This window comes from Streptomyces sp. NPDC046985, assembly GCF_040644415.1.
Classification (GTDB): domain Bacteria; phylum Actinomycetota; class Actinomycetes; order Streptomycetales; family Streptomycetaceae; genus Streptomyces.
Window position 1 is genome coordinate 38,700 of record NZ_JBEYWK010000021.1, and the last position, 20,520, is coordinate 59,219.

Annotated in this window: 18 protein-coding genes; 6 read left to right on the forward strand and 12 right to left on the reverse strand. The window is 74.4% G+C overall.

Annotated features, from left to right (window positions below; all coding sequences use genetic code 11):
- The first annotated feature begins 159 nt into the window (after positions 1-159).
- Positions 160-1,146, forward strand: coding sequence for an aminoglycoside phosphotransferase family protein (locus tag ABZ861_RS25080; RefSeq protein WP_361634052.1), 987 nt, complete (start codon positions 160-162; stop codon positions 1,144-1,146).
- On the opposite strand, the gene ABZ861_RS25085 is transcribed toward ABZ861_RS25080, so the two are convergent.
- From ABZ861_RS25085 to ABZ861_RS25105, 5 genes are all read right to left on the reverse strand, one after another.
- Positions 1,107-2,399 carry an ATP-grasp domain-containing protein gene (locus ABZ861_RS25085; protein WP_361634055.1) on the reverse strand — a complete coding sequence of 431 codons (1,293 nt, stop codon included), beginning with the start codon at positions 2,397-2,399 and terminating at the stop codon, positions 1,107-1,109. The genes ABZ861_RS25080 and ABZ861_RS25085 overlap by 40 nt on opposite strands.
- Entirely contained in the window at positions 2,396-3,547 is a 1,152-nt protein-coding gene (locus ABZ861_RS25090; protein ID WP_361634058.1) for a glycine amidinotransferase, read from the reverse strand. Before ABZ861_RS25090 ends, ABZ861_RS25085 begins: the two co-directional genes overlap by 4 nt.
- A 29-nt stretch (positions 3,548-3,576) precedes the next feature.
- A complete protein-coding gene (locus ABZ861_RS25095; protein WP_361634061.1) occupies positions 3,577-4,542 on the reverse strand; it encodes an aspartyl/asparaginyl beta-hydroxylase domain-containing protein in 966 nt (321 codons plus the stop codon).
- A gap of 15 nt (positions 4,543-4,557) precedes the next feature.
- The gene (locus ABZ861_RS25100) at positions 4,558-5,964 is read right to left on the reverse strand and encodes a hypothetical protein (RefSeq protein ID WP_361634064.1); all 1,407 of its coding nucleotides are present in this window, start codon (positions 5,962-5,964) and stop codon (positions 4,558-4,560) included.
- Between the two features lie 71 nt (positions 5,965-6,035).
- Complete coding sequence (locus tag ABZ861_RS25105; RefSeq protein ID WP_361634067.1) at positions 6,036-7,205, reverse strand: cytochrome P450; 1,170 nt, start codon at positions 7,203-7,205, stop codon at positions 6,036-6,038.
- Between the two features lie 370 nt (positions 7,206-7,575).
- On the opposite strand from ABZ861_RS25105, the gene ABZ861_RS25110 reads away from it, so the two are divergent.
- Positions 7,576-8,895 (forward strand): helix-turn-helix transcriptional regulator, encoded by a 1,320-nt coding sequence (locus ABZ861_RS25110; protein WP_361634069.1) that lies wholly within the window; start codon positions 7,576-7,578, stop codon positions 8,893-8,895.
- 564 nt (positions 8,896-9,459) lie between these two features.
- On the forward strand, positions 9,460-9,852 hold the full coding sequence (locus tag ABZ861_RS25115; RefSeq protein ID WP_361634072.1) for a hypothetical protein: 393 nt from the start codon (positions 9,460-9,462) through the stop codon (positions 9,850-9,852).
- A 110-nt stretch (positions 9,853-9,962) separates the two neighbouring features.
- Here the strand turns inward: ABZ861_RS25115 and ABZ861_RS25120 are convergent, their stop codons facing one another.
- Positions 9,963-10,634: an O-methyltransferase gene (locus ABZ861_RS25120; RefSeq protein ID WP_361634075.1), complete on the reverse strand. Its 672-nt coding sequence runs from the start codon at positions 10,632-10,634 to the stop codon at positions 9,963-9,965.
- Between the two features lie 360 nt (positions 10,635-10,994).
- Here ABZ861_RS25120 and ABZ861_RS25125 point away from each other — a divergent pair, with 360 nt between their 5' ends.
- Positions 10,995-12,944: a phosphatase PAP2 family protein gene (locus tag ABZ861_RS25125; RefSeq protein ID WP_361634320.1), complete on the forward strand. Its 1,950-nt coding sequence runs from the start codon at positions 10,995-10,997 to the stop codon at positions 12,942-12,944.
- 50 nt (positions 12,945-12,994) lie between these two features.
- Here ABZ861_RS25125 and ABZ861_RS25130 read toward each other — a convergent pair whose 3' ends face one another.
- Entirely contained in the window at positions 12,995-13,414 is a 420-nt protein-coding gene (locus ABZ861_RS25130) for an ATP-binding protein (RefSeq protein WP_361634078.1), read from the reverse strand.
- Positions 13,415-13,504: 90 nt separating this feature from the next.
- Between ABZ861_RS25130 and ABZ861_RS25135 the strand changes: the two genes are divergently transcribed.
- A complete protein-coding gene (locus ABZ861_RS25135) occupies positions 13,505-14,332 on the forward strand; it encodes a helix-turn-helix transcriptional regulator (protein WP_361634081.1) in 828 nt (275 codons plus the stop codon).
- Positions 14,313-14,639 (forward strand): DUF397 domain-containing protein, encoded by a 327-nt coding sequence (locus tag ABZ861_RS25140; protein ID WP_361634084.1) that lies wholly within the window; start codon positions 14,313-14,315, stop codon positions 14,637-14,639. Before ABZ861_RS25135 ends, ABZ861_RS25140 begins: the two co-directional genes overlap by 20 nt.
- Here the strand turns inward: ABZ861_RS25140 and ABZ861_RS25145 are convergent, their stop codons facing one another.
- The 5 genes from ABZ861_RS25145 to ABZ861_RS25165 all read right to left on the reverse strand — a co-directional run bounded on the left by ABZ861_RS25145 (position 14,640) and on the right by ABZ861_RS25165 (position 20,132).
- Entirely contained in the window at positions 14,640-15,338 is a 699-nt protein-coding gene (locus ABZ861_RS25145; protein WP_361634086.1) for a YoaK family protein, read from the reverse strand.
- Between the two features lie 145 nt (positions 15,339-15,483).
- Entirely contained in the window at positions 15,484-15,909 is a 426-nt protein-coding gene (locus ABZ861_RS25150; RefSeq protein WP_361634089.1) for a transglycosylase SLT domain-containing protein, read from the reverse strand.
- Between the two features lie 289 nt (positions 15,910-16,198).
- Complete coding sequence (locus ABZ861_RS25155; protein WP_361634323.1) at positions 16,199-17,047, reverse strand: ECF transporter S component; 849 nt, start codon at positions 17,045-17,047, stop codon at positions 16,199-16,201.
- Between the two features lie 233 nt (positions 17,048-17,280).
- Positions 17,281-19,041 (reverse strand): ATP-binding cassette domain-containing protein, encoded by a 1,761-nt coding sequence (locus ABZ861_RS25160; RefSeq protein WP_361634092.1) that lies wholly within the window; start codon positions 19,039-19,041, stop codon positions 17,281-17,283.
- Positions 19,038-20,132 carry an energy-coupling factor transporter transmembrane protein EcfT gene (locus tag ABZ861_RS25165; protein ID WP_361634094.1) on the reverse strand — a complete coding sequence of 365 codons (1,095 nt, stop codon included), beginning with the start codon at positions 20,130-20,132 and terminating at the stop codon, positions 19,038-19,040. Before ABZ861_RS25165 ends, ABZ861_RS25160 begins: the two co-directional genes overlap by 4 nt.
- Positions 20,133-20,520: the final 388 nt, after the last annotated feature.

Sequence of the window (20,520 nt, forward strand, 5' to 3'; positions counted from 1 at the left end):
CCTGGTGGAGGGGCGGCTGGACTGCCGGGCTCCCGCCCGGGGCCGGCAGTGAGCGGGCCGTGGGCCAGCGCCGTGTCAACAGGACGGACGCGTTCCGGCCGGACCGCGCCGTACGCGTGTAGGTGACGAACAGCCTGCGGGCGGGGCACCCTGGACGGCATGGACTTCCAGCCGGTTGAGCGCGCCTCGGAGGCGTTCCAGCAGTCACTGACCGCGCAGGAGATCGGAGAGGTCTGCCGACGGGCCTTCGGCGGCGACGCCACGCCTGTGTCCGCTGTCGAGCTGGGCACGGGGATGTACAACAACGTCTACCGCGTCACCCTGGCCGACCAGGCCCGGCCGGTGATCCTGCGGGTCGCGCCGCCCGAGGCCGGCCAGTTCCGCAGTGAGCGCCACCTGATGCGGAACGAGTTCGCGAGCCTGCCGTGGCTGGCGGTGATCGCGCCGCTGATGCCGCAGGTGCTCGCCGCCGACTGGTCGCACGAGGTGATCGGCCGGGACTGGATGATCCAGACCCACCTGGACGGCATCCCGGCCCCGGAGCACCTGGGGACGTATCCGCGTACCGCGTGGCCGGCGTTCTTCCGGCAGATGGGCGCCGTCACCCGCTCCGTGCACGACGTGCGCGGCCCGCACTTCGGGCCCGTCAACGGCCCGGGGCACGTGACGTGGGGCGAGGCGGTGATCGCGTCGCTGGAGGAGATCGCCGCCGACCTGGACGGCGCCGGCCTGGACGCGGCCGACGTGCGGAAGGTCGCGGCGGTGGCCGCGCACGGCCGCGCCGTGCTCGACGAGGTCACCGAACCGAGGCTCCTGACCGGAGACCTGTGGACCGTCAACGCCCTGATGGACCCGACGGCCCCCGAGCCGGTGATCACCGGCGTGCTGGACTTAGACCGCACATGGTTCGGTGACCCCGCCGCTGACTGGACCATCCGTATGGCGACAGCCAAGGCGGACGAGCGCGAAGCGTTCTGGGAGTCCTACGGAGTGCTGGACCGCTCGCCCGCCGCGATGTGGCGGGCGCGAGTGTACGAGGCCCGGCACCTGGGCGCGATCCGCCTTGAGCGCCACCGGCTGGCCAAGGCGGACGCGGTCCGTGAGAGCTACGGCGCGATGGCCGAGGTACTCGCCTCACTGACCTGACCGGGCCCGTTGGGGTGCGGCTCGACATGGATGCGGATCTGCCGCAGAAGCGCGTCGGCCCGCTCCTCGACCTCGGCGGCGTCCGCGCCGGTGACCACGAACGACCCCAGCCGGTGGCCGTTGGCGTCCGGCTCGTGGACGGGGCCGCCGATCGCCGCCCGCCAGCGGACGAACGGCACGCCCGGCCCCACCGACGGGAGCCCGGAGAGCGAGGTCAGCCGTCCGGCGCACGAGCTGGTCACGAACCGCACAGTCGCGTACCCGCGGGCGGTCGGGGCGAGCGCGGCCGGACGGCCGAGGGCGACGTCGAGCAGCGCGGCCCAGACATCGATGCCCAGAGCGTGCTGGATCAGGACCCCGATCTGCCCGGCGGCGAGGCGGGCGCCGATCTCGATGACCGCGCACCGCCCGTCCCCGCCGACAATGACCTCGGTGTGCGAGGCGCCGTGCCGGATACCGGCCGCCCGGATCGCTGCCTCCACTTGCCGGTACACGGCCGCCTCGATGGCCGGGGGCAGGCGGACGGGGAGGCTGTGCCTGGTCTCGACCCGGCTTGCGCCGTCGGTCACCTGCTTGCGGGTGACGGCGAGATGCGTCGTGGCGCCGTCCTGGGTGAGGGACTCGACGCTGTACTCCGTCCCGGCGGCGTACGCCTGGACCAGGACGCGCGGGTCGCCGCCGCCTGCGTACATGCCGACCACCGTGCGGGCGGCGTCGGCGGCCTCGGCCGCACCGTCCGGGCCGCTCACCACCGTGACTCCGGCAGAGCCCGCCCCCGCGATGGGCTTGATGACGCACGGGAAGCCGACCCGCGGGTCCGCCAGCGCGGCCCGCAGCCCGGCGTCGTCCCGAACGAGAACCGTGTACGGCATGCGCACCCCGGCCGCCGCGAACGCCTGGGCCATGGCGGCCTTGTCCCGGGCCGCGTGTGCCCGGCCCGGGTCGTTGCCTGGCACCCCCAGCTCGGCGCAGAGATGCGCGGCGAGCTCGGTCAGGTACTCGTTGACGGTGAGCACCGCGCCGACACCCCAGCGGCGGGAGTACGCGGCGAGCTCGGCGAGAGCCCGGCCGGGCCGGGCGAAGTCGGTGACGATGTGCCCGGCCAGCAGGCCCTTCAGCTCCGGCCCGTAGCCCGTGTACGCCGCGGCGGTGGTCGCGGCGTGGACCTGGTGCCCCCGGGCGGCTGCCGCCGTGGCGAGGGCGCCCGCCTCGGGGCCGGCCGCGTCCAGCAGCATCACGCCAGGGCGGGTCACGACAGGTAGTCCTCGAAGCCGCCGGTGCGATGCGTGTCCAGGGTGAAGCAGTGGAACCCGCCCCCGAACAGGCGCCGGTGGCGATGCCGTACGGGCACCACGTCGAAGCCCTCGGCCTCCAGCAGCTTGGCAAGGCCCGCGCACTCCTCGTTGACCAGCACCGTGCGCTCGTCGACCGAGAGCACATTGAGGTCGATGTACGGGCTGGTGAGGACCAGGTCCTCGTAGTCGTCGTAGACCGGGAAAGCGCCCGCGTCCGGCTCCGGCGGCACGATGAAGCGCCACGAGCGCAGCGGCTCGGGCATCAGGTCCCGGATGCCGTCGTGCCGGGCCAGGAACACCCCCGGCTTCAGGGCGAGGACCATCGAGTCGATGTGGTTGTCCGCCATCCGCCACACCCGGTGGACGCGGTACTGGTGGCCGAGGTGCCTCTGAAGCCACTCCGCGCCCCGGGTGTGGTTCTCCTGCGCGACGTTGACGACCAGGTCGCGGCCCAGCCGCAGCACCTGCGCGCCGTCCAGCATCATCTCCACACCGACGTCGTACGGGCTGACCTGCGGGTCGTCGACGGCCTCGGTCGGTCCGCCCAGGGTGGTCGCGGTGTCGCGCGCGTACGACAGGTCGAAGCTGTTGTCGGTGAGGGTGGGCCGGGGCATCGTCGTCCACTGCGCGCCGTCCTCCCAGTAGGCGGTGAAGACCGGGGCGAGCAGGCGGGTCTCCAGATAGCGGGAGCGGATCGCGGGCGGGGTCTCGATGATCTCGCCCCCGAGGATCAGCGTGTTGTCCCGGATGTTCAGAGCCGGGGTCGGGGCGGCCTCCCAGCCCAGGCCCGCGATCGGGGCCGCGTCCGCAGGAAGGGGCAGCGGCCGGTGCACGACGACCCCGAGCCCGGCGAGCGTGGCCGCCAGCGCCTCCACGTCCTCGTGCAGCTCCTCGGCGTACCGCGCCTTGATGGTCCAGCTCTCCCGGCGGCCGGCCGCCGCTCTCGTCAGACGCGGATAGGCCCAGTCCGACCGGAACCCCTTCAGGTTCTCGTGGTGGAACAGCTCGAAGCTGACGTCGCGGTCGTGTCCCACGTAGTTGGCGGCGGACCCGACGACGACCTCCTTGAGCGGGGTGAAGTCGTCGTGACTGTTCAGGCGGGGCATGGGCGTTCCTCTCGGATGCGCGGAGCGGGTCAGGGGGTGCGGGGGGCTGCGGTCACGTGCCGGTCGGCGAGCGCGCGGCCCCGGCGGACCCGTAGGGTCAGGCCGCCGTCGTCGCTGTCCGGCTGGAGGGTGCGCTGCTCGCTCCAGCCGGAGAAGCGGAACTCGGCGCCGCCGACCGGGACGAGGGCGAAGGTGCGCCCAGCGATCGTCAGGGCGAGAACGCCGTCGGCGCCGCGGTCGATGCGGGCGGGGATGAGGGAGCCGTCCAGCGGGGCGGCCGCGTCGAAGTCCGCGAACCCGGACGGCAGCAGCGCCTCGTACGGCAGTCCGGCGGGCCAGGCGGGAGCCTCGGCCGGGCCGGTGCGGTTGAACAGGACCTCGCCACGGGTCAGCAGTTCCTGCCAGGCCACCGGGAACCAGGCCGCGAGGTCGGCGGTGAGCAGGGCGTCGATGACGACGTGGACCCGGGTCACCGTCGTACCGGTGTTGCGTACCAGGTGCTCGCGGGAGAAGTCCCCGTACCAGAGGGCGCCCGGCTGCCAGCAGTGTTCGACGCCGTCCAGGACGAGCACGGCGCCCGGGTCGGTGACGACGGGGATGTGCAGGCGGACGATGCCCCGGTCCAGGCGGTACTTGGGGTCGCTGTGCGGGTTCGAGACGGCGCCGGGCCCCAGCGCCATCAGCCGCACCGCGTTCAGCGGGGCCGGGAGCGAATCCAGGATCGACGCGAGGTAGGGCAGCCGGCCGAGCCAGCGCGTCGGCGCGAACGGCTGCGGTCCCGGGCCGCCCGGGTCTGTGCGCTCCGGGTCGCCGCCGAGGCTGCGTAGGGGCAGGACCCGCCAGTCGATCGCGGCCGCCTGGCCGACCTGCCCGCCGTAAGTGTGGATGCGCTGCGGGTTCCAGGTGTGGGCGGTGACGGCCGCGAGTTCGGCGGCGAGCGTGTCCGCGTCGAAGACGGGGGAGAGCTGGGCGGCCGCGGTGAGCGAGGTGGTCATGGTGGGGCTCCCGAGTCAGGAGGAGAAGGACACGGCGCCGGTGCCGATGTGCTGGCTGGCGTCGTAGGCGTCGGCGGGCACGGTCGCGAACCGCGCATCGAGCCGGTCGAACGCGCCCGCGTGGCCCTCGGCGGGGTCGTAGGCGAGGCAGAACACGAACTGCACCGGTTCCCCGGGTGCGAGGGGAATGGCGGGCATCGACACGATCACCCCGGTCCGGGTGGCCGGGTCGTACGTCAGGTCCAGCTCGTCGAGCGCGGCCAGGAAGGCGGCGAAGGAGGGAACGGCCCAAGTGGGTGGGACGTGGTACTCGACCACCTGCCGGGCCGGTTCGGCCGTTACGTCCACGATGGCGTGGGCGATCGACTGGTAGATGTGCAGCGATCCACTGACCTGGGCGTTGACCTCGGTGAACACCACCTTCCCGTCAGGCAGGACCAGGGCGTCCGCGCTCAGGTGCCCGCGGTAGCCGAACGCCCGGTACGCGTCGGCCAGCCGGGTGCCGCCGCCCAGCAACGCCGCCCGTACCGGGGCGGTGACGCCGTCCAGCGGCACGACCTGGTGGCTCAGGCGCCGCCCGACGTAGAGCAGGCGGCCCGTCTCGGTGGCCCGGGTGCCGTCCTCGGATGCGTAGTGCTCGGAGTACACCGCATCGGCTCCGGGCGCGAACTCCTCGACGACGACCGGCCACCGCCTCTCCCCGCTCGCCCACGGCCACCGCTCCGCCCAGTACGCGGCCACACCGTCGACACCCGGGGCCAGGTGGTGCAGGTGCCGGGCCCCGACGTGGTCCACCGCCATCTCCTGATCGCGCACGAGCAACTGGTTGCCGACCCCGGCCCCGTTGTGGGCCTGCTTGACCACGACGGCCCCGCTCGCAGAGGTGTCCAGCAGCGCGCCGGTCGCCTCGATCGCCTCGATGCGGCTGCGGCAGATGCGGCCCGGCAGGATCGGCACCCCGGCCGCCGCCGCCAGGGCCCGGAAGTTCGCCTTGTTGTTGCCGATCTCCCCGCCGCCCTGACCGAAGAAGGCCGCCCCAGGGAAACGGTCGGCCACGCCCAGGGCGTCGGCGAGCCGTGCCACGGCGGCCGACGGCCACAGCGCGAACACCTCGCTCACCGCGCCGGCCCCATCCGGGCCGAGCGCGGCCCGCACCTGCTCCACGAACGCGGGCACGGTCAGTGAGGCGGGATCGAGCAGCCTCTCGCCGTACGCTCCGGCCGGGGCGGCCAGGACGGTCAGTTCCTCGCGCTTCACGCCGGTGTGGGCCAGGGCGTAGTCGACGAACGCCGTGTCCGGCTCGCAGCACAGGATGAGCAGGTCACCGGGGCGGGCGAACCAGAGCAGGCGCTGGGTCCAGGCGCGCATGTCGCCGCGCGCGCGGATCGAGGGATCGATGTGGTTGCCGATGAGGATGCGCACGACGGACTCCTGAAGGCGTGGGCGGACACCCGGGCGGGCGGCGCCTCGCGGCACCTGGCCGGGGAGGAGGATCAGGGAAGGAGGGCGGCGGGCAGCGTGTCGAAGGCCCGCATGGTCGCCGTGCGGCGCCGGACGCCGTCGCCGGCGCCGGCCAGGCGGGCGGGGTGGTCGTTCAGGGCCGCCACCAAGGCGCGCAGCCCCGCCTGGGCCACGGTCGTACCGATGCAGGAGTGCGGCCCCCACCCGTAGCCGAGATGCGGGTTCGGGGTGCGGTCCAGCACCAGCTCGTCCGCCCGCGTGAAGGCTGCCGGGTCGCGGTTGGCCGCCGCGAACAAGGGGACGACCTTCTGCCCGGCGGCGATCTCGAATGCGCCGATCCGGCACGCCCGTACCGCCGTGCGCGTGGTGCCCTGCACCGGCCCGTCGAAGCGCACCAGCTCATCCACGCCCGTGGCCAGCAGTGCCCGGTCCCTCATCTGGTGCTGGGCCCCGGGGTGGGCGAGGAGGGTGTGCACGGCGTTGCCGACGGCGGCTGCCATCGTGCTGTAGCCGCCCTGGAACATCACCCGCGCGGTGTTCTTCACGTACAGCCGGGTGCGTTCGTCGGAGTCGGGGGCCGCGGCCTGCTGGACCCGGGCCAGCAGGCCGGGCCTGGTCGAGGCCGCGAACCACGAGTCGACCAGGTCGCTCAGCCGCTGGCGGGCGACACGGCCCGGCTCGACGAGCGCCGGGTTGAGTCCACCGTCCATGCTCCGCATGATCGCGTCCGACACTGCGGCGAACTCCCCGTACGGCGGCGGCTCGACACCCAGCAGATCGGCCACCACCGCCACGGACACCGGCACCGCGATCTCGGCCACCACATCGAACGGGCCGGTGCCGGCCAGATGGTCGAGCCGGTCCAGCACCAGGCGGTGGGCACGCTCCTCGATGCGGGTGAGGTCCTGGGCGCGCAGCGCGGTCATGAACAGGGAGCGCACCGCGCTCTGCTGCGGCGGGTCGAGCGTCTGCACGCTCAAGGACGGCTCCGACACCGTGCCCCCGGTGCGCTGCGGATCGCGGGCGAACGTCTCGTGGTCGCGCAGCACCCGCACGCTGTCCGCGTGCCGGGTCAGCGCCCACGAGTCCATGCCCTCATGCCAGAACACCGGCTCGCGCTGCCGCTGTTCGGCCAGCAGCGGGTACGGGTCGCGCAGGACCTCCGGGTCCAAGGGGTCGTAGCGGTCGGTCACAGGGGGCATCGCGGGTCCTTCCAGAGCGGGGAGGGCGGGCCCGCCCCAGCGGACCCGCCCCGGATGCCTCGGGCTCAGTGGTCGTACGACATGGCAGTCCCCTTCCTGCGCGTCGACGGCGGCGGACGTCCCGCAGGGTGGCGAAGGCTCCGTTCGGCCCTCGCCCGACGGGCGGTGAGGTGCAGCCCGGCGGGCGGGACAAAGGCCGTAGAGAACGGGTTCGTCACCGTGGTCCCGCCCGGTCGCACGGGCGCCGGGCGGGACACGACGAGTACAGCCCCGGCCGGCCTCCGTGCCCAGACGCGCGCCCTGTCCCCGCCCTATCCCCGGTCTGCTCGAACCGCCCCCCTGGGGGCGGAGCGGGTGGTGCAATGGGCGGGTGGACGACGAAATCCGCCACCCCCTCGCGTACGCCAGGAACGAGCGCGGATGGTCGCAGGAGGAACTGGCCCGCCGTATCCGGCGGGCCGCCGAGCGCCGTGGCCTGCGCTCGGGCACCAGGGGGTCACGGATCTACAAGTGGGAGACCGGCCGGGCCGCCCCCGACGAAGACGAATCCCAGCCGCTCATCGCCGAAGTCTTCGGCATCGACTACGCGGCCGTCGCCCATCTCGGCTGGCCCCACTGGCTTCCGAGCCAGGACAGACCGCTGCCGCTGGGCCCGCACAACGCCGTCCCCTCCCTCCGAGAGGCCCTGATGACCTCCCTGGACCGCCGCTCTTTCCTTGCCTACACCAGCGGCTCCCTGGCCTCCCTCGCCCACCAGTGGGCCATCACCGAGCCCGGCCGGTTCCCGCGCCTCACCGCGCGCGGTGAAGTCGACGCCGAGCTGGTCGCCTGGCTGGAGAACAGCGGCGCCGAACTGATCCGCCTCGCCACCGAACGCCGACAGCACACCCACCGCCTGCTCGACGCGCACCTGACCGCCGTCACCGACCTCATCAGCGAGGGCCGCTACACCCGCCCCGTCGAACAAAGGCTGCACACGCTGGCCGCCGCCCTCTCCCAGGCCATCGCCTGGCAGCACTTCGACGAACGCCGCCACGCCTCCGCCGGCCGCTTCTGGCACGCCGCCCTTCACAACGCCCACGCCGCCACCCAGCGCGACCTCGGCGCGGGCATCCTGTCCGATCTCGCTTACCAACTGCTGTGGCTCCAGGACGCGCGTACGGCGGCCGACATCCTCGAACACGCCATCCCGCGCACCCGGCACCCCGCCGCCCGGTCTCTCCTGCACCTGCGACAGGCCCGCGCCCTCGCCGTCCTCGACGAGGGCGGCCGGTGCCGCCGCGCCCTCACCGCTGCGGAGAAGGCCCTGGACACGCCGTCGCACGACCCTGCACCCGCCTGGTGTTCATGGATGTCGCACGCCGATCTCGCGGCCGACGGCGGGCGCTGCCTGGCGGATCTCGGCCAGCGGCGCCAAGCCCACCGGCTGATGGACGAGGGCATTGCCCTGCTGCCCGCCATCCGCTCCAAGACACGATCCGTGTTCCTGACCTACAAGGCCGAGACCTACCTCCGGGACGGAGAACCGGAGATCGCCGCGGCGACCGCTACCCGTTCTCTGGACCTGGCCAGCCGGATCGACGCGCCCCGGTGCGTGACGATGGTGCGCGACCTCGAACCGGAGCTGTCTCGATACGCGCACACGGCCGGCGTCGGCGAACTCCTCGAACGGCTCCGAGCCGTCGGCTGAAGCTCTGCCACCGGCCGCCGACTCCTGCTTGCGAAGATCGAACAAGTTGACGGCCTTGCCAGGGATTCCGGGACGCTCAGGGTCAGTTCCGCGTCAGCGGTGAGAGGTTCTTCGGCCAGTTCGGGCATGCGCTGCTTGAGCTTGTCGGCGGTCTGCCGCACCTGGTCGGCGGCGAACGCGGCGAGGGAGCGCACCTGCTCGGCGGTGGGCAGGACGGTGACGGTCGTGCTCATGGCCCTGGAGCGTACGGGTGCGGAACCCGGCGGATCAGGCGGTCAGACGAAGTGCCCAGAACGGCGCGGCACATGCGCCCCTTCGATCCAGAAGTCACCCACTGGTTACTTGTCACCTGGTTCGCCGCTCGTTAACGGCACCCCTCATGAGGCCATTGTGCCGGACGCCGCTGGGCCGGGCGATTTATCATGCCGCGCGGTGCGTCAATCAGGCGCTCCGCCACCGGCATTGGCGCGCGGCCGAGCACGACCGGCGGGCGGTACGGCAGCACCGGCGAGGGCTGCGGACCGCCGGCTGCGGCACGGGCGCCCCTGACCACGAGGAGCGCACGTGCTCGAACTGACCATGGCCGCCGTCTCCGGGACGGACGAGGGCGCCACGGCCGGCATGCTGATGGCCGAGGCGCCGAGCGACCCGGGCGCCGTGCTGCGGGTGGGCCGGGACGGCGCCGTGTGCCGCCTGGTCACGCCCGAGGACTGGCTGTTCGTCTCCCGGGTGCATCTGGTGTTCCTGTGCGGGCCCGACGGCGCCTGGGAGGTCGCCTGGCGGCGCGGCTCGCAGCCCGAGCCTGCCTCCGAGGTCCGGCTGACCTCCGGCCCGCACACCCGGCCGCTGGAGTACGGCGGCGCCGTGCCGCTGCCTGCGGGCGGCGCGGGGGAGATCGTCATCCGGGACCGTACGAGCCCGCGCAGCGTCAGCGTCGGCTTCTACCACGAGGAGTGAGCCCCGTCCCCAGGACCGGCCCCTCCCCGCGCCCGGGAACGGCCCCGGCCCCGGCCCCGGACCTGGCCCCGGGACCCTTCCCCGGGCCCAGGTCCGGGGCCCGGCAGCGCTCAGGCCAGGACGCGGGCCAGGGCGAAGCCGTCGTAGCCCTTCGAGCCCACGGTCTGGACGGCCGTGCCGTCCAGGCGGGCGTGCCCGGCGATCAGCTCCAGGGCGGCGCGGGTGCCGCGCACGCCCGGGTCGTCGCTGCCGGGGTCGGTGACGGCGCCGCCGCGCACCACGTTGTCGAGGACGATCAGGCTGCCCGCGCGGGTCAGCCGCAGCGCCCACTCCACGTAGCGCGCGTTGTTGGCCTTGTCGGCGTCGATGAAGACCAGGTCGAAGGGGGGCGGGTTCTCGTCGGCGAGCTTGGGCAGCGACTCCAAGGCCGGCCCCACCCGCACCTCGGCGACCCGGTCCAGCCCGGCGTGCGCGATGTTGCGGCGGGCCACGTCGGCGTGGTGGGCGTCGTATTCCAGGGTGACCAGGCGGCCGTCGGCGGGCAGCGCGCGGGCGAGCCAGATCGTGCTGTAGCCGCCGAGCGTGCCGATCTCCAGCACCGTGCGGGCGCCCTGGAGCAGGGCGAACAGATGCAGCAGCTTGCCCTGGTTGGCGGTGACGCTGATCGGCGGCAGACCCTCCGTCTCGCTGTCGCGTTGCGCGGCCTTCAGGGCCTCGTCCTCCGGCGCGAGGAGGTCGGAGAAGTAGGCGTCGACGTCGTCCCAGAGCTGCGACTCGCTCATGCATCAAGCCTTTCATGGGCCTAATTAGCTGAACTACCTGGATTCGCCGGTGAATATAGCCGTTCCATGCGAGGGCGACAGGACAATTCCGCCGAGCGCGACCCCACCGCGCCCCGCGACGCGAACCGCGTCGCGCGCCCCCCACCGCGCCCCGCGGGCGCAACCGGACCGCTCGCGGACTATCGTCGTGCGGACACAAGGCGGGGCGGACGACGCAGTCGTGCGGGTCGTGCAGGATTCCGGCGCAGCCTGGCGCGCGGGACGACGGGGCGGGGAGGCCGACGCGGCGTGGCGAATGCGGAGCACAGCGGGGCGGGAGCGGGAGCGCTCCGGACGGCCGGGTCCACGGAGGGGTCGCGGCTGCGCCTGGCCCGCCTCGGCCTCTGGCTGATCGCCGGGATCCTCGCGGTACGACAGGTGGCCGTCGTCCTGTCCACCCCGAGCGGGGAGCGGCTGACGGACCTGGAGACCTGGGTGGGACCGGGCGGCGTCCTGCACGTCGACGGCTCCCTCTACGACTCCTCCCGCTTCACCGGCGCCCCCTTCGCCGGTCTCGTCCTCAAGCCGCTGACCCGGGCCGCCGAGAACGCCCTCGGGTGGGGATGGGTCTTCGGCACGCTGCTGCTGGTCGCCGCCCTCGGCCTGGTCGCCGCCCGCGCCCTGCCCCAGCCGGTCGGCCGCCGCACCGCGCTGCTCGCCGCGCCGGTCGCGATCAGCCTGCTCATGCTGTCGCTGCCGGTGCGCAACGCGCTCTGGCTCGGCCAGACCAGCATCATCCCGGTCCTGCTCGTGCTGCTCGGCTGCTGCGCCGTGCGCGGGCAGCGGGCCGGGGGCGCGCTGGTCGGCCTCGCCGCCGCCCTCCAGCCCGCCATGCTGCTCTTCGCGCCCCTGCTGTGGCTCACCGGCCGCCGCAGGGCCGCCGCCTCCTGCGGCGCCGCGTTCGCCGCGTGCACCGCCCTCGCCTGGGCGGCCATGCCGCACGACTCCGCGACCTACTGGCTGCACCACACCGCGGGCACGGGCCTGGGCGGCCCCGCCGACGGCCCGGCCAACCAGTCCCTGCACGGCGCCCTGCTGCGCCTGGGCCTGACCGGCCCGGCGGAGATCGCCCTCTTCCTGGCCCTCGGCGCGACCGTCGCCGTCCTCGGCCTGCGCCGCGCCGTCCGCTACGCCCGCGACGGCCAACTGCTCCTCGCGGTCGCCGTCACCGGCTGCGCGGCCATCGCCGCCTCGCCCGCCAGTTGGCAGCACCAGCTCCTGTGGGTGCTGCTCGCCGTCGTCGGCCGGGTCGGCCGCCGCGTCTCCGACCGCTGCGTCTGGCCGGTCGCCGTCGTCCTCGTCATGACCCTGCCGGCGAAGATGCTGCTGCCGAACGTGCCCGCGATGGCCCCCTTGCGCGACGACGCAGTCCTGCTCGCCGCCCTGGCCGCGGCGACCGCGGTCCCGTTCCTCTCCCGCGCGAGCGCGCACTACCGCAGGCCCGTCCCCACCGAGTACGCCGCGCCCGTCCCGGCCCGCCTCTCCCGCGTCCCGCTCGTCCCGGCCCTGCGCCGCGTGCTGACCCGCCCCAACCTGCTGCTCGAACTGCTGCTGATCCGCGTCACCTACGCCGCCTACTCCCAGGTGCGCCTGGCGGCCAGCGCCGACCGCGCCACCGCCGAGCGGCACGGCCACCAGATCCACTCCCTGGAACGGTTCCTGCACATCGGCGTCGAGCACTGGCTCAACCACACCGTGGCCGCCCTGCCCTGGCTGAACCGCTTCCTCAGCTTCTACTACGAGACGTTCCACTTCATCGTCCCGCTGACCCTCCTCGCCGTGCTCTACGTCCGCCGCCCGGTCGACTACCGCTGGGCGCGCGCCGCCCTCGGCTTCGCCACCCTGCTCGGCCTGCTCGGCTTCTGGCTCTACCCGCTGGCCCCGCCCCGGCTCATGCCGGACCTCGGCTTCATCGACACCGTGCACGGCGTGCAGGACTTCGCCAAGCCCGACTACGGGGCGATGACCGCGGTCACCAACCAATACGCCGCGATGCCCTCCCTGCACTTCGGCTGGGCCCTGTTCTGCGGCATCGTGATCGCCGTCGTCGCGCCCAGGCGCTGGATGAAGGCCGCGGGCATGCTGCACCCGCTGTTCACCGTCACCGCGATCGTCGCCACCGCCAACCACTGGGTGCTCGACGCGGTCGGCGGCGCGACCGTGGTCGGCGCGGGCTTCGCCTTGACCTACCTGCTGTCCGGGCCGCGTGCGGCGCGGACGGCCCCGCGTCCGGCGCGGGACCCCGATCCGGAGCCCGCCGCCGCCCGCTGACCCGCCGCCCGCTGACCCGCCGACCCCGGGGCCGCCGCCCCGGGCCGCGCTCAGGAGGAGCGGCACTCGAACCAGACGGTCTTGCCGTCCGCGCCGTTCGGCTCCACGCCCCACTTGTCGGCCACCGCGTCGATCAGCAGCAGCCCGCGCCCGCCCTCCGCCTCCGCCGACAGCCCGGCCGGGGTGGCGGGCTGCCGTGGCGAGGTGTCCGCCACCTCCACCCGCACGCCCGTCTCCTGACGCTGAATCAGCAGGGTGCAGCGGCGGTCGGGGACGTGCCGGACGACGTTGGCGACCAGCTCGGTCACGGCCAGCTCGACCGCGTCCGTCAGCTCCGCCAGGCCCCATTCTCCGAGGTAGGAGCGGACGATACGGCGGATGTGCCGCGCGGAGTGATCACCGGCGGTGAGGTTCATCCGGTACTGCGCGGGACTCGGCCCGGCGAGAACAGAGGGAAAGTAGTCATTCACAGGACGAGGTTGACCTGCTGTCACTACCCTGGGCTACTGGCAGAACACAACGGGTCCGCCAGTGGGCGCCGTGTGAGAAGGGGACCGAGCGTGACCAACATCAACGTCCTCGACCCGGGGGCCTCCCCGCTCGACTACTACGGCTACGAGCTGCGCCGCCTGCGCGAGGCGGCCGGGCTCACCCAGCGGCAGTTGGGTGAGATCATCAACTACACGGCGTCCCTGGTGGGCCAGATCGAGACGGCGCGGAAGCTGCCGACGCAGGAGTTCAGCGAGCGCGTGGACGCGGCGCTGGGGACGGGGGGACTGCTGTCCCGGCTCGTGGGCTTGGTGATGCGGAGTCAGCTTCCAGGCTGGTTTCAGCAAGCGGCGGAGCTGGAAGGCAAGGCGCTGGAAATCGGCACGTTCCAGACGCACATGATCCACGGCTTGCTCCAGACCGAGCCGTACGTACGTGCAGTGCTCGGTGTGCTGGACCAGGACAACCTGGACGATCGGACCGCCGTACGACTGGCTCGCCAGCGCATCTTCGACAAGGAGGAGCAGCCGATCTTCTGGATGATCCTCAACGAGGGCGCGCTGTACTCGGAGATCGGCGGCCGGGAGATCATGCGAGAGCAACTGGCCCACTTGGCGTCGTTCGAGAACAACCCGAGGATCAACGTCCAGGTTCTGCCGTTCTCAGCCGGTGAGCACGCAGGACTGCAAGGCTCGTTCACGACTTTCCGGTTCATCAGCGATCCGACCATCGTCTATACGGAGGGCTACGGAACTGGACACCCAACCGCGAACCCGGACACCGTCAAAGAGTGCTCGCTCCGTTACGATCACCTCCAGGCCGCCGCGCTCTCGATCAAGGACTCGGCGGAGCTGATCCGGCGTGTGATGGAGGAGCGGCATGGAGAGCAACTGGCGTAAGTCCAGTTACAGCGACGACCAGGGCGGTAACTGCGTCGAATGCGCGCCCGTCGGCACCCTCGCCTGGCGCACGTCGACCTACAGCGGTGACCAGGGCGGCGAGTGCGTCGAGTGCGCGCCCATGGGAGCGCTCGCCTGGCACAAGTCCACCTACAGCGGTGACCAGGGCGGTAACTGCGTCGAGGTCGCCGACACCCCCTGCGCCGCCGTCGCCGTCCGCGACTCCAAGGTGACCGCCGGTCCCGTCCTCACCGTCGCGCCCGCCGCGTTCGGCGCGTTCGTGCACTGGGCGGCCGTCTCCGGCTGATCAGTCCCGGCCGGACGTCACCGCGGCCAGCGCCGCGGACGCCAGCGCAGCGAGCAGCAACGGGGTGCCGAGGTCGCCGTGGAGCACCAGCCACGCGCCGAGGGCCGCGCCCGCGGGCAGGGCGACGATCGCGGCCCTGCGGCGCGGCGCGCGCTGGCCGGTTCCTCCGGCCAGCCAGGACTCGGCGACGAGGGTGGTCAGGGTCGTCGTCAGGACCGTGGTCTTCAGGTCGGCGACGCCCAGTTTGCCGACCGAGGCGTTGCGCAGCCCCATCGCGAACGCGGTGAGGGAGATGAGCGCGTACACCGTCCCCCCGGTGAGCGGCACGGCGTAGGCGACCGCCGCCGCCACGGCGACGATCACCGCCTCGACGGCGAGGGTGGCGCGGGCCCAGGCGCGGCGGGAGCCGCCGCCGTAGCGGCCCGCGACCCGGCCGCCCGCCACCGCGCCCGCCACGAAGCAGGCCAGGGAGGTCGCGGCGTGCCCCACCGAGAAGTCCGGGGCGCCTGCGGCGGCGAAGCCGAGGATGACGATGTTGCCGGTCATGTTGGCGGTGAAGACGTGGCCGAGGCCGATGTAGCACACCGCGTCGATGAGGCCGCTGACCACGGTCAGGCCCAGCAGCACCGCGACCAGGCGCAGCCCGCGCGCCTCCGGGTCGTCGTCCGCGCGGTCGTCTGGCTGCGGGTCGGCTGTCATGGGCTCAGAAAAGCAGAACCCCCGCCGGGGGCGGGGGCGGACACGGCGAAGGCGACGGCCCGGGGATCGTGGGCCGTCGCCTCCACGGGCGCCGTGAGGCGGCTCGGACCGGGGCCGCCGGCGGGGGCGGCCCCGGGAAGTCGGCTCAGTACCAGCCGTTCGCCTGCCAGAAGCTCCACGCCTTGACCGGGCTGCCGTAGCGGGAGTTCATGTAGTCCAGACCCCACTTGATCTGGGTCGCGGGGTTGTTCTTCCAGTCGGGCCCGGCCGAGGCCATCTTCGAGGCCGGGAGGGCCTGGACGAGACCGTAGGCGCCGGAGGCGGTGTTGGTGGCGTGGATGTTCCAGCCGCTCTCGTGCTCGACGATCTGGCTGAACGCGTGGAACTGCGCGGCGTCCGGGATCATCCGGTGCGCGACCGTCTTCGCGTCGGTGGCCGGGTCGGCGGTGGCCGCGTGCGCGGGAACCGAGGTCAGCGCGATGCCTGCGGTGGCGGCGGCCACGGCGGCGGTGGTGAGCGCCTTCTTCGGGGAGGCGATGCGACGGATGAACGAAAGGGACGGAGCAGACACGAAGTACCTCTTACGTCGGGGACGGGGGTCGCGCGGACAGCCGGAGCCCGCCGGAGCGGGAGAGGGACTGCCTGGGGCAAGCGAACCCGACCGGGCCGCAGCCTCCTGGCGACGACGCCCAGAGAAGCAAATCGGAAATCTGCGCGCAAACCCCCCTGTTACTACTGCTGGTCGCATATCGGGCGCGGTGACGTGGGGGCTCGGTCCTTCGAAGCGCAGGTCGCGCCGGGTGACAGGGCGTGCGGGACGGAGGGCTGCGGCTACGGCCCGGCTTCGTAGGTGATCTGGGTCATGTGGGCCGCTTCACCGGGGCGGTCGCCGTGGGAGAGCCCGCGGTCGCCGTCGGTGCGCGGTCGGCGGCGTCGAAGGCGACCGGCGCCTCGAAGGCGGCGCGGCGGGTGGCCCGGCGCAGCGCGCGCAGCACGGCGGGCCCGACCACCGCGGTCAGGACCACGGTGACGATCGCCCGGCCGAGGTCCCAGCCGAGCGAGGTGGCCGCGCAGTACGCGACGAAGCGGGCCAGGTCGGCGGCGACGGAGGCGTGCGCGTCGAAGGCGAGGGAGGAGGCGAGGGCGCCCAGGAACGGCCAGCCCGCCAGGTTCATGACCGTGCCGTAGGCGAAGGCGGCGAGGAAGCCGTAGACCGCGAGGAGCAGCAGCTCGCCGCGCCCGCGCAGCCGGTCCGGGCCCGGGAGCAGGCCCGCGCCCATCGTGAACCAGCCCATGGCCAGCATCTGGAACGGCATCCACGGCCCCACGCCGCCGGTGAGCAGCGCGGAGGCGAACATCGTCACCGAGCCGAGCGTGAACCCGAAGCCGGGTCCCAGCACCCGGCCGCTGAGCACCATCAGGAAGAACATCGGCTCGATGCCCGCGGTCCCGGCCCCGATCGGGCGCAGCGCCGCTCCCGCCGCGGCCAGCACGCCGAGCATCGCGACCGCCTTCGGGCCGAGCCCGGTCTCGGAGATCGCCGCCGCGGCGACCGCGACCAGCAGCAGGAGCAGCCCCGCGAACAGCCAGGGCGCGTCCTGCGCGTGCGCGCTGAGCTGCGAGCCGGGCGGCGCGACGAACGGCCAGCCGAACGCGGCCACGCCGACCGCGCTGACCAGGGCGAGCGCGACGAGCGAACGCGGGCCCAGGCGGACGGCTCGTGCTTGGGGTTGCGGTTGCGCTTGGCCGCTTGTGGCTTTCGGGGGGCGTGCGGCCTTGGGGTTGCGTGCGGCCTGCGGGGTGCTTGCGGCCGTCGCGGGGCCTGCGGTCTTCGGGGTGCCTGCCGTCGTGGCGGGCGTGGCCGCCGTCGTGTCAGGCGTGCCCGTCGTGCCGGGCGTGCCAGGCGTGCCCGTAGGTCCTGGCGTGTCTGCTGTGTCGGGGGTCATGACAGGGCCTCGCGGACCTGGGCGACGGTCAGCCAGCGGTGGGGGGCCAGGATCTTGGTGACCTGGGGTGCGTAGGAGGGGGAGGAGACGACGACCTCGGCGGTGGGGCCGTCCGCGATCACCTCGCCCTCGGCGAGCAGGACGACCCGGTGCGCCAGTTCGGCGGCCAGCTCCACGTCGTGCGTGGCGAGCACGACGGCGTGCCCGGCGGCGGCCAGCGCGCGCAGCTCGGTCACCAGGCGGCCCTTCGCGCCGTAGTCCAGGCCGCGGGTCGGCTCGTCCAGGAGCAGCAGCGGGGGCCGGGCGGCCAGCACCACGGCCAGCGCGAGCGCGAGCCGCTGCCCCTCCGACAGGTCCCGCGGGTGCGTGTCGTCGGCCACGCCCGGCAGCAGCCCGGAGACCAGCGCCCGGCAGGTCCCGGGCGCGGCCCCCGCGTCCCGGTCGGCGGCGGCGCACTCGGCGGCGACCGTCTCGGCGTAGAGCAGGTCGCGCGGCTCCTGCGGCACCAGACCCACCCGGCGCACCAGCTCGCGCGGCGACGTGCGGTGCGGGACGGCGCCGCCGACGCTCACGTGCCCGGCGGACGGCGTCACCAGGCCGACCAGGCAGGACAGCAGAGTCGACTTCCCGGCGCCGTTCCGCCCCATCAGGGCGACCGTCTCGCCGGGGGCGACGCTCAGGTCCACGTGGCGCAGCGCCTGCACACCGTCCCGCCGCACGGCCAGGGCACGGACCTCGGCGGCGGGGGCGGGAGGCTGCGCGTCGGGGGCGGTGCGCTGCCCGGCGGCCCGCTGCCCGCCGGGCAGCCGCAGCAGCGACCGGAGGCGGCCGGGGGCGCGCCGGGGCGAGGGGAGCTGCGGGGCGTGCGGGGGCTGTGAGCCGCTGGGGGAGGAGACGGCCGGGCCGGTCGACGCGGCCGAGGGCGCCGCGCCCGGGGCGTGGGCGGTCAGGCGGGTGCGGAGGGGGGCGGCCCGGCGGCGGGCGTCGCGCACCGTCAGCGGCAGCGGCGACCAGCCCGCCAGCCGGCCCAGGTCCACCACCGGCGGGAACACCGGCGAGACGGCCATCACCTCGGCCGGGGCGCCGAGCACCGGCGCGGCCCCCGGCGCGGGCAGCAGCACGACCTGGTCGGCGTACTGCACGACGCGCTCCAGCCGGTGCTCGGCCATCAGCACCGTCGTGCCCAGGTCGTGCACCAGCCGCTGGAGGACGGCGAGCACTTCCTCGGCGGCGGCCGGGTCCAGGGCGGAGGTCGGCTCGTCCAGCACGAGGACCTTCGGATGCGGGGTGAGCACGGAGCCGATCGCGACCCGCTGCCGCTGCCCACCGGACAGCGTGGCGATCGAGCGGTCCCGCAGATCGGCCAGGCCCAGCAGGTCCAGCGTCTCCTCCACGCGCCGCCGCATCACGTCCGGGGCCAGGCCCAGGGACTCCATGCCGTAGGCGAGTTCGTCCTCGACGGTGTCGGTGACGAAGTGCGCCAGCGGGTCCTGCCCCACCGTGCCGACCACGTCGGCCAGTTCGCGCGGCCTGTGGGTGCGGGTGTCGCGGCCGGCCACGGTGACCCGGCCGCGCAGGACGCCCCCGGTGAAGTGCGGCACGAGCCCGCTCACCGCGCCCAGCACCGTGGACTTGCCGACCCCGGACGGCCCCACCAGCAGCACGAGTTCGCCCTCGGGCACCTCGAACTCCACGCGGCTCACCGTGGGTTCGGCCGCCCCGGCGTAGGTCACCGAGACGTCCTCGAAGCGGATCACGACGGCTCCTCGGCGAAGGCGCGGACGGGTGCGGGCGGCGCGGTGGGCTTGGGCGCGGGGGCGGCGAAGGCGGGCAGCAGCCCGAGCAGCACGGCGGCGGCGGGCCACAGGGGGAGCGAGGGGGCGGTCAGCGGCACCGCTCCGGGGTGCAGCGCGCCGGGGTCGCGGACGGCGGCGAGCGCGAGCAGCGCGGCGACCGCCGCGCCGGAGGCGGCGACCAGCCAGGAGCGCGGGTTCCAGGCGTCGGGGCGGTAGCGGGTGCGCGGCGAGCGGCGGCCGCCCAGGCGCAGCCCGGCGAGCGCGGCGGCGGCCCCGGCCAGCAGCACGGGCAGCCCGTAGCCGCCGCCCTCGGCGGTGAGCAGCCCGTACGTCCCGGCGCACACGCCGAGCAGGCCGCCCAGGGTGAGCGCGGCGGTGGTGCGGCGCACGGCGGGCGCGACCTCGGCGGTGCGGCCGTAGCCGCGCGCGTCCATCGCCGCGGCCAGCGCCACCGAGCGCTCCAGCGCGCCCTCCAGGACCGGCAGCCCGACGTGCAGCAGCCCGCGCACCCCCCGGTCGGGCCGTCCCCGCAGCCTGCGGGCCGCGCGCAGCCGCCGGCCGTCGGCGACCAGGTGCGGGGCGAAGGTGAGCGCGACGACGACGGCCACGCCCGCCTCGTACAGCGCGCCCGGCAGCGACTTCAGCAGCCGCGCGGGCGCGGCGAGGGCGTTGGCGGCGCCGACGCAGATCAGCAGCGCGGCCAGCTTCAGCCCGTCGTACAGGGCGAAGACCGCCGACTCGGCCGTGACCCGGCCGCCGATCCGGATGCCCTGCGCCCAGTGCGGCAGCGGGACCTCGGGCAGCGTCACCAGCACGTGCGTGCCGGGGATGGGCGAGCCCAGCGCGACGGCGAAGAACAGCCGCACGCCGAGCACGGCGAGGCCGAGCCGCACGAAGGCGGCGTAGGAGCGCGCGGACGGGGTGCGGGGACGGCAGGTGACGACGACGTACCCGGACACGGCGACCAGCAGCGCCAGCAGCAGCGGATTGCTGGTCCGCGTGACCCCGCTCGCCAACGCAACCGCCCACACCCACCAGGCCCCGGCATGCACACGGGGGGCGCCGCCTGCGTGACGGCGACTGGGGGCGGGGGGGAGGGGGGTGCGGGTGCGGGTGCCGGTACGGGTGCCGGGGGCCGTACGGGTGCCGCCGGGTGCGCGGGCGCTGGGGCTGGCGCCTGCGGGGGCGCCGCCGGGCGGCCGGGACGCGCCCGCGGCACCCGTACGGCCCCCGCCCGCGTGGGCGTCGCCGCACGCGTCCGCGCCGGGCCCGGGTGCGTCGGGCCCAGTCCCCGCGCGAGTGCGGCCGGGTGCGGCGGCTGTGCCTGCGCCGGGGCTGGTGCGCGGGCTGGCGTCCTCGCCGGGCGCGTCCGGCGTGTCCGCGTCGGGCCCGGTGTGCGGGCGGGGGCCCGGTGCGGCGGAGGCGCCCGCGTCCGGGCTG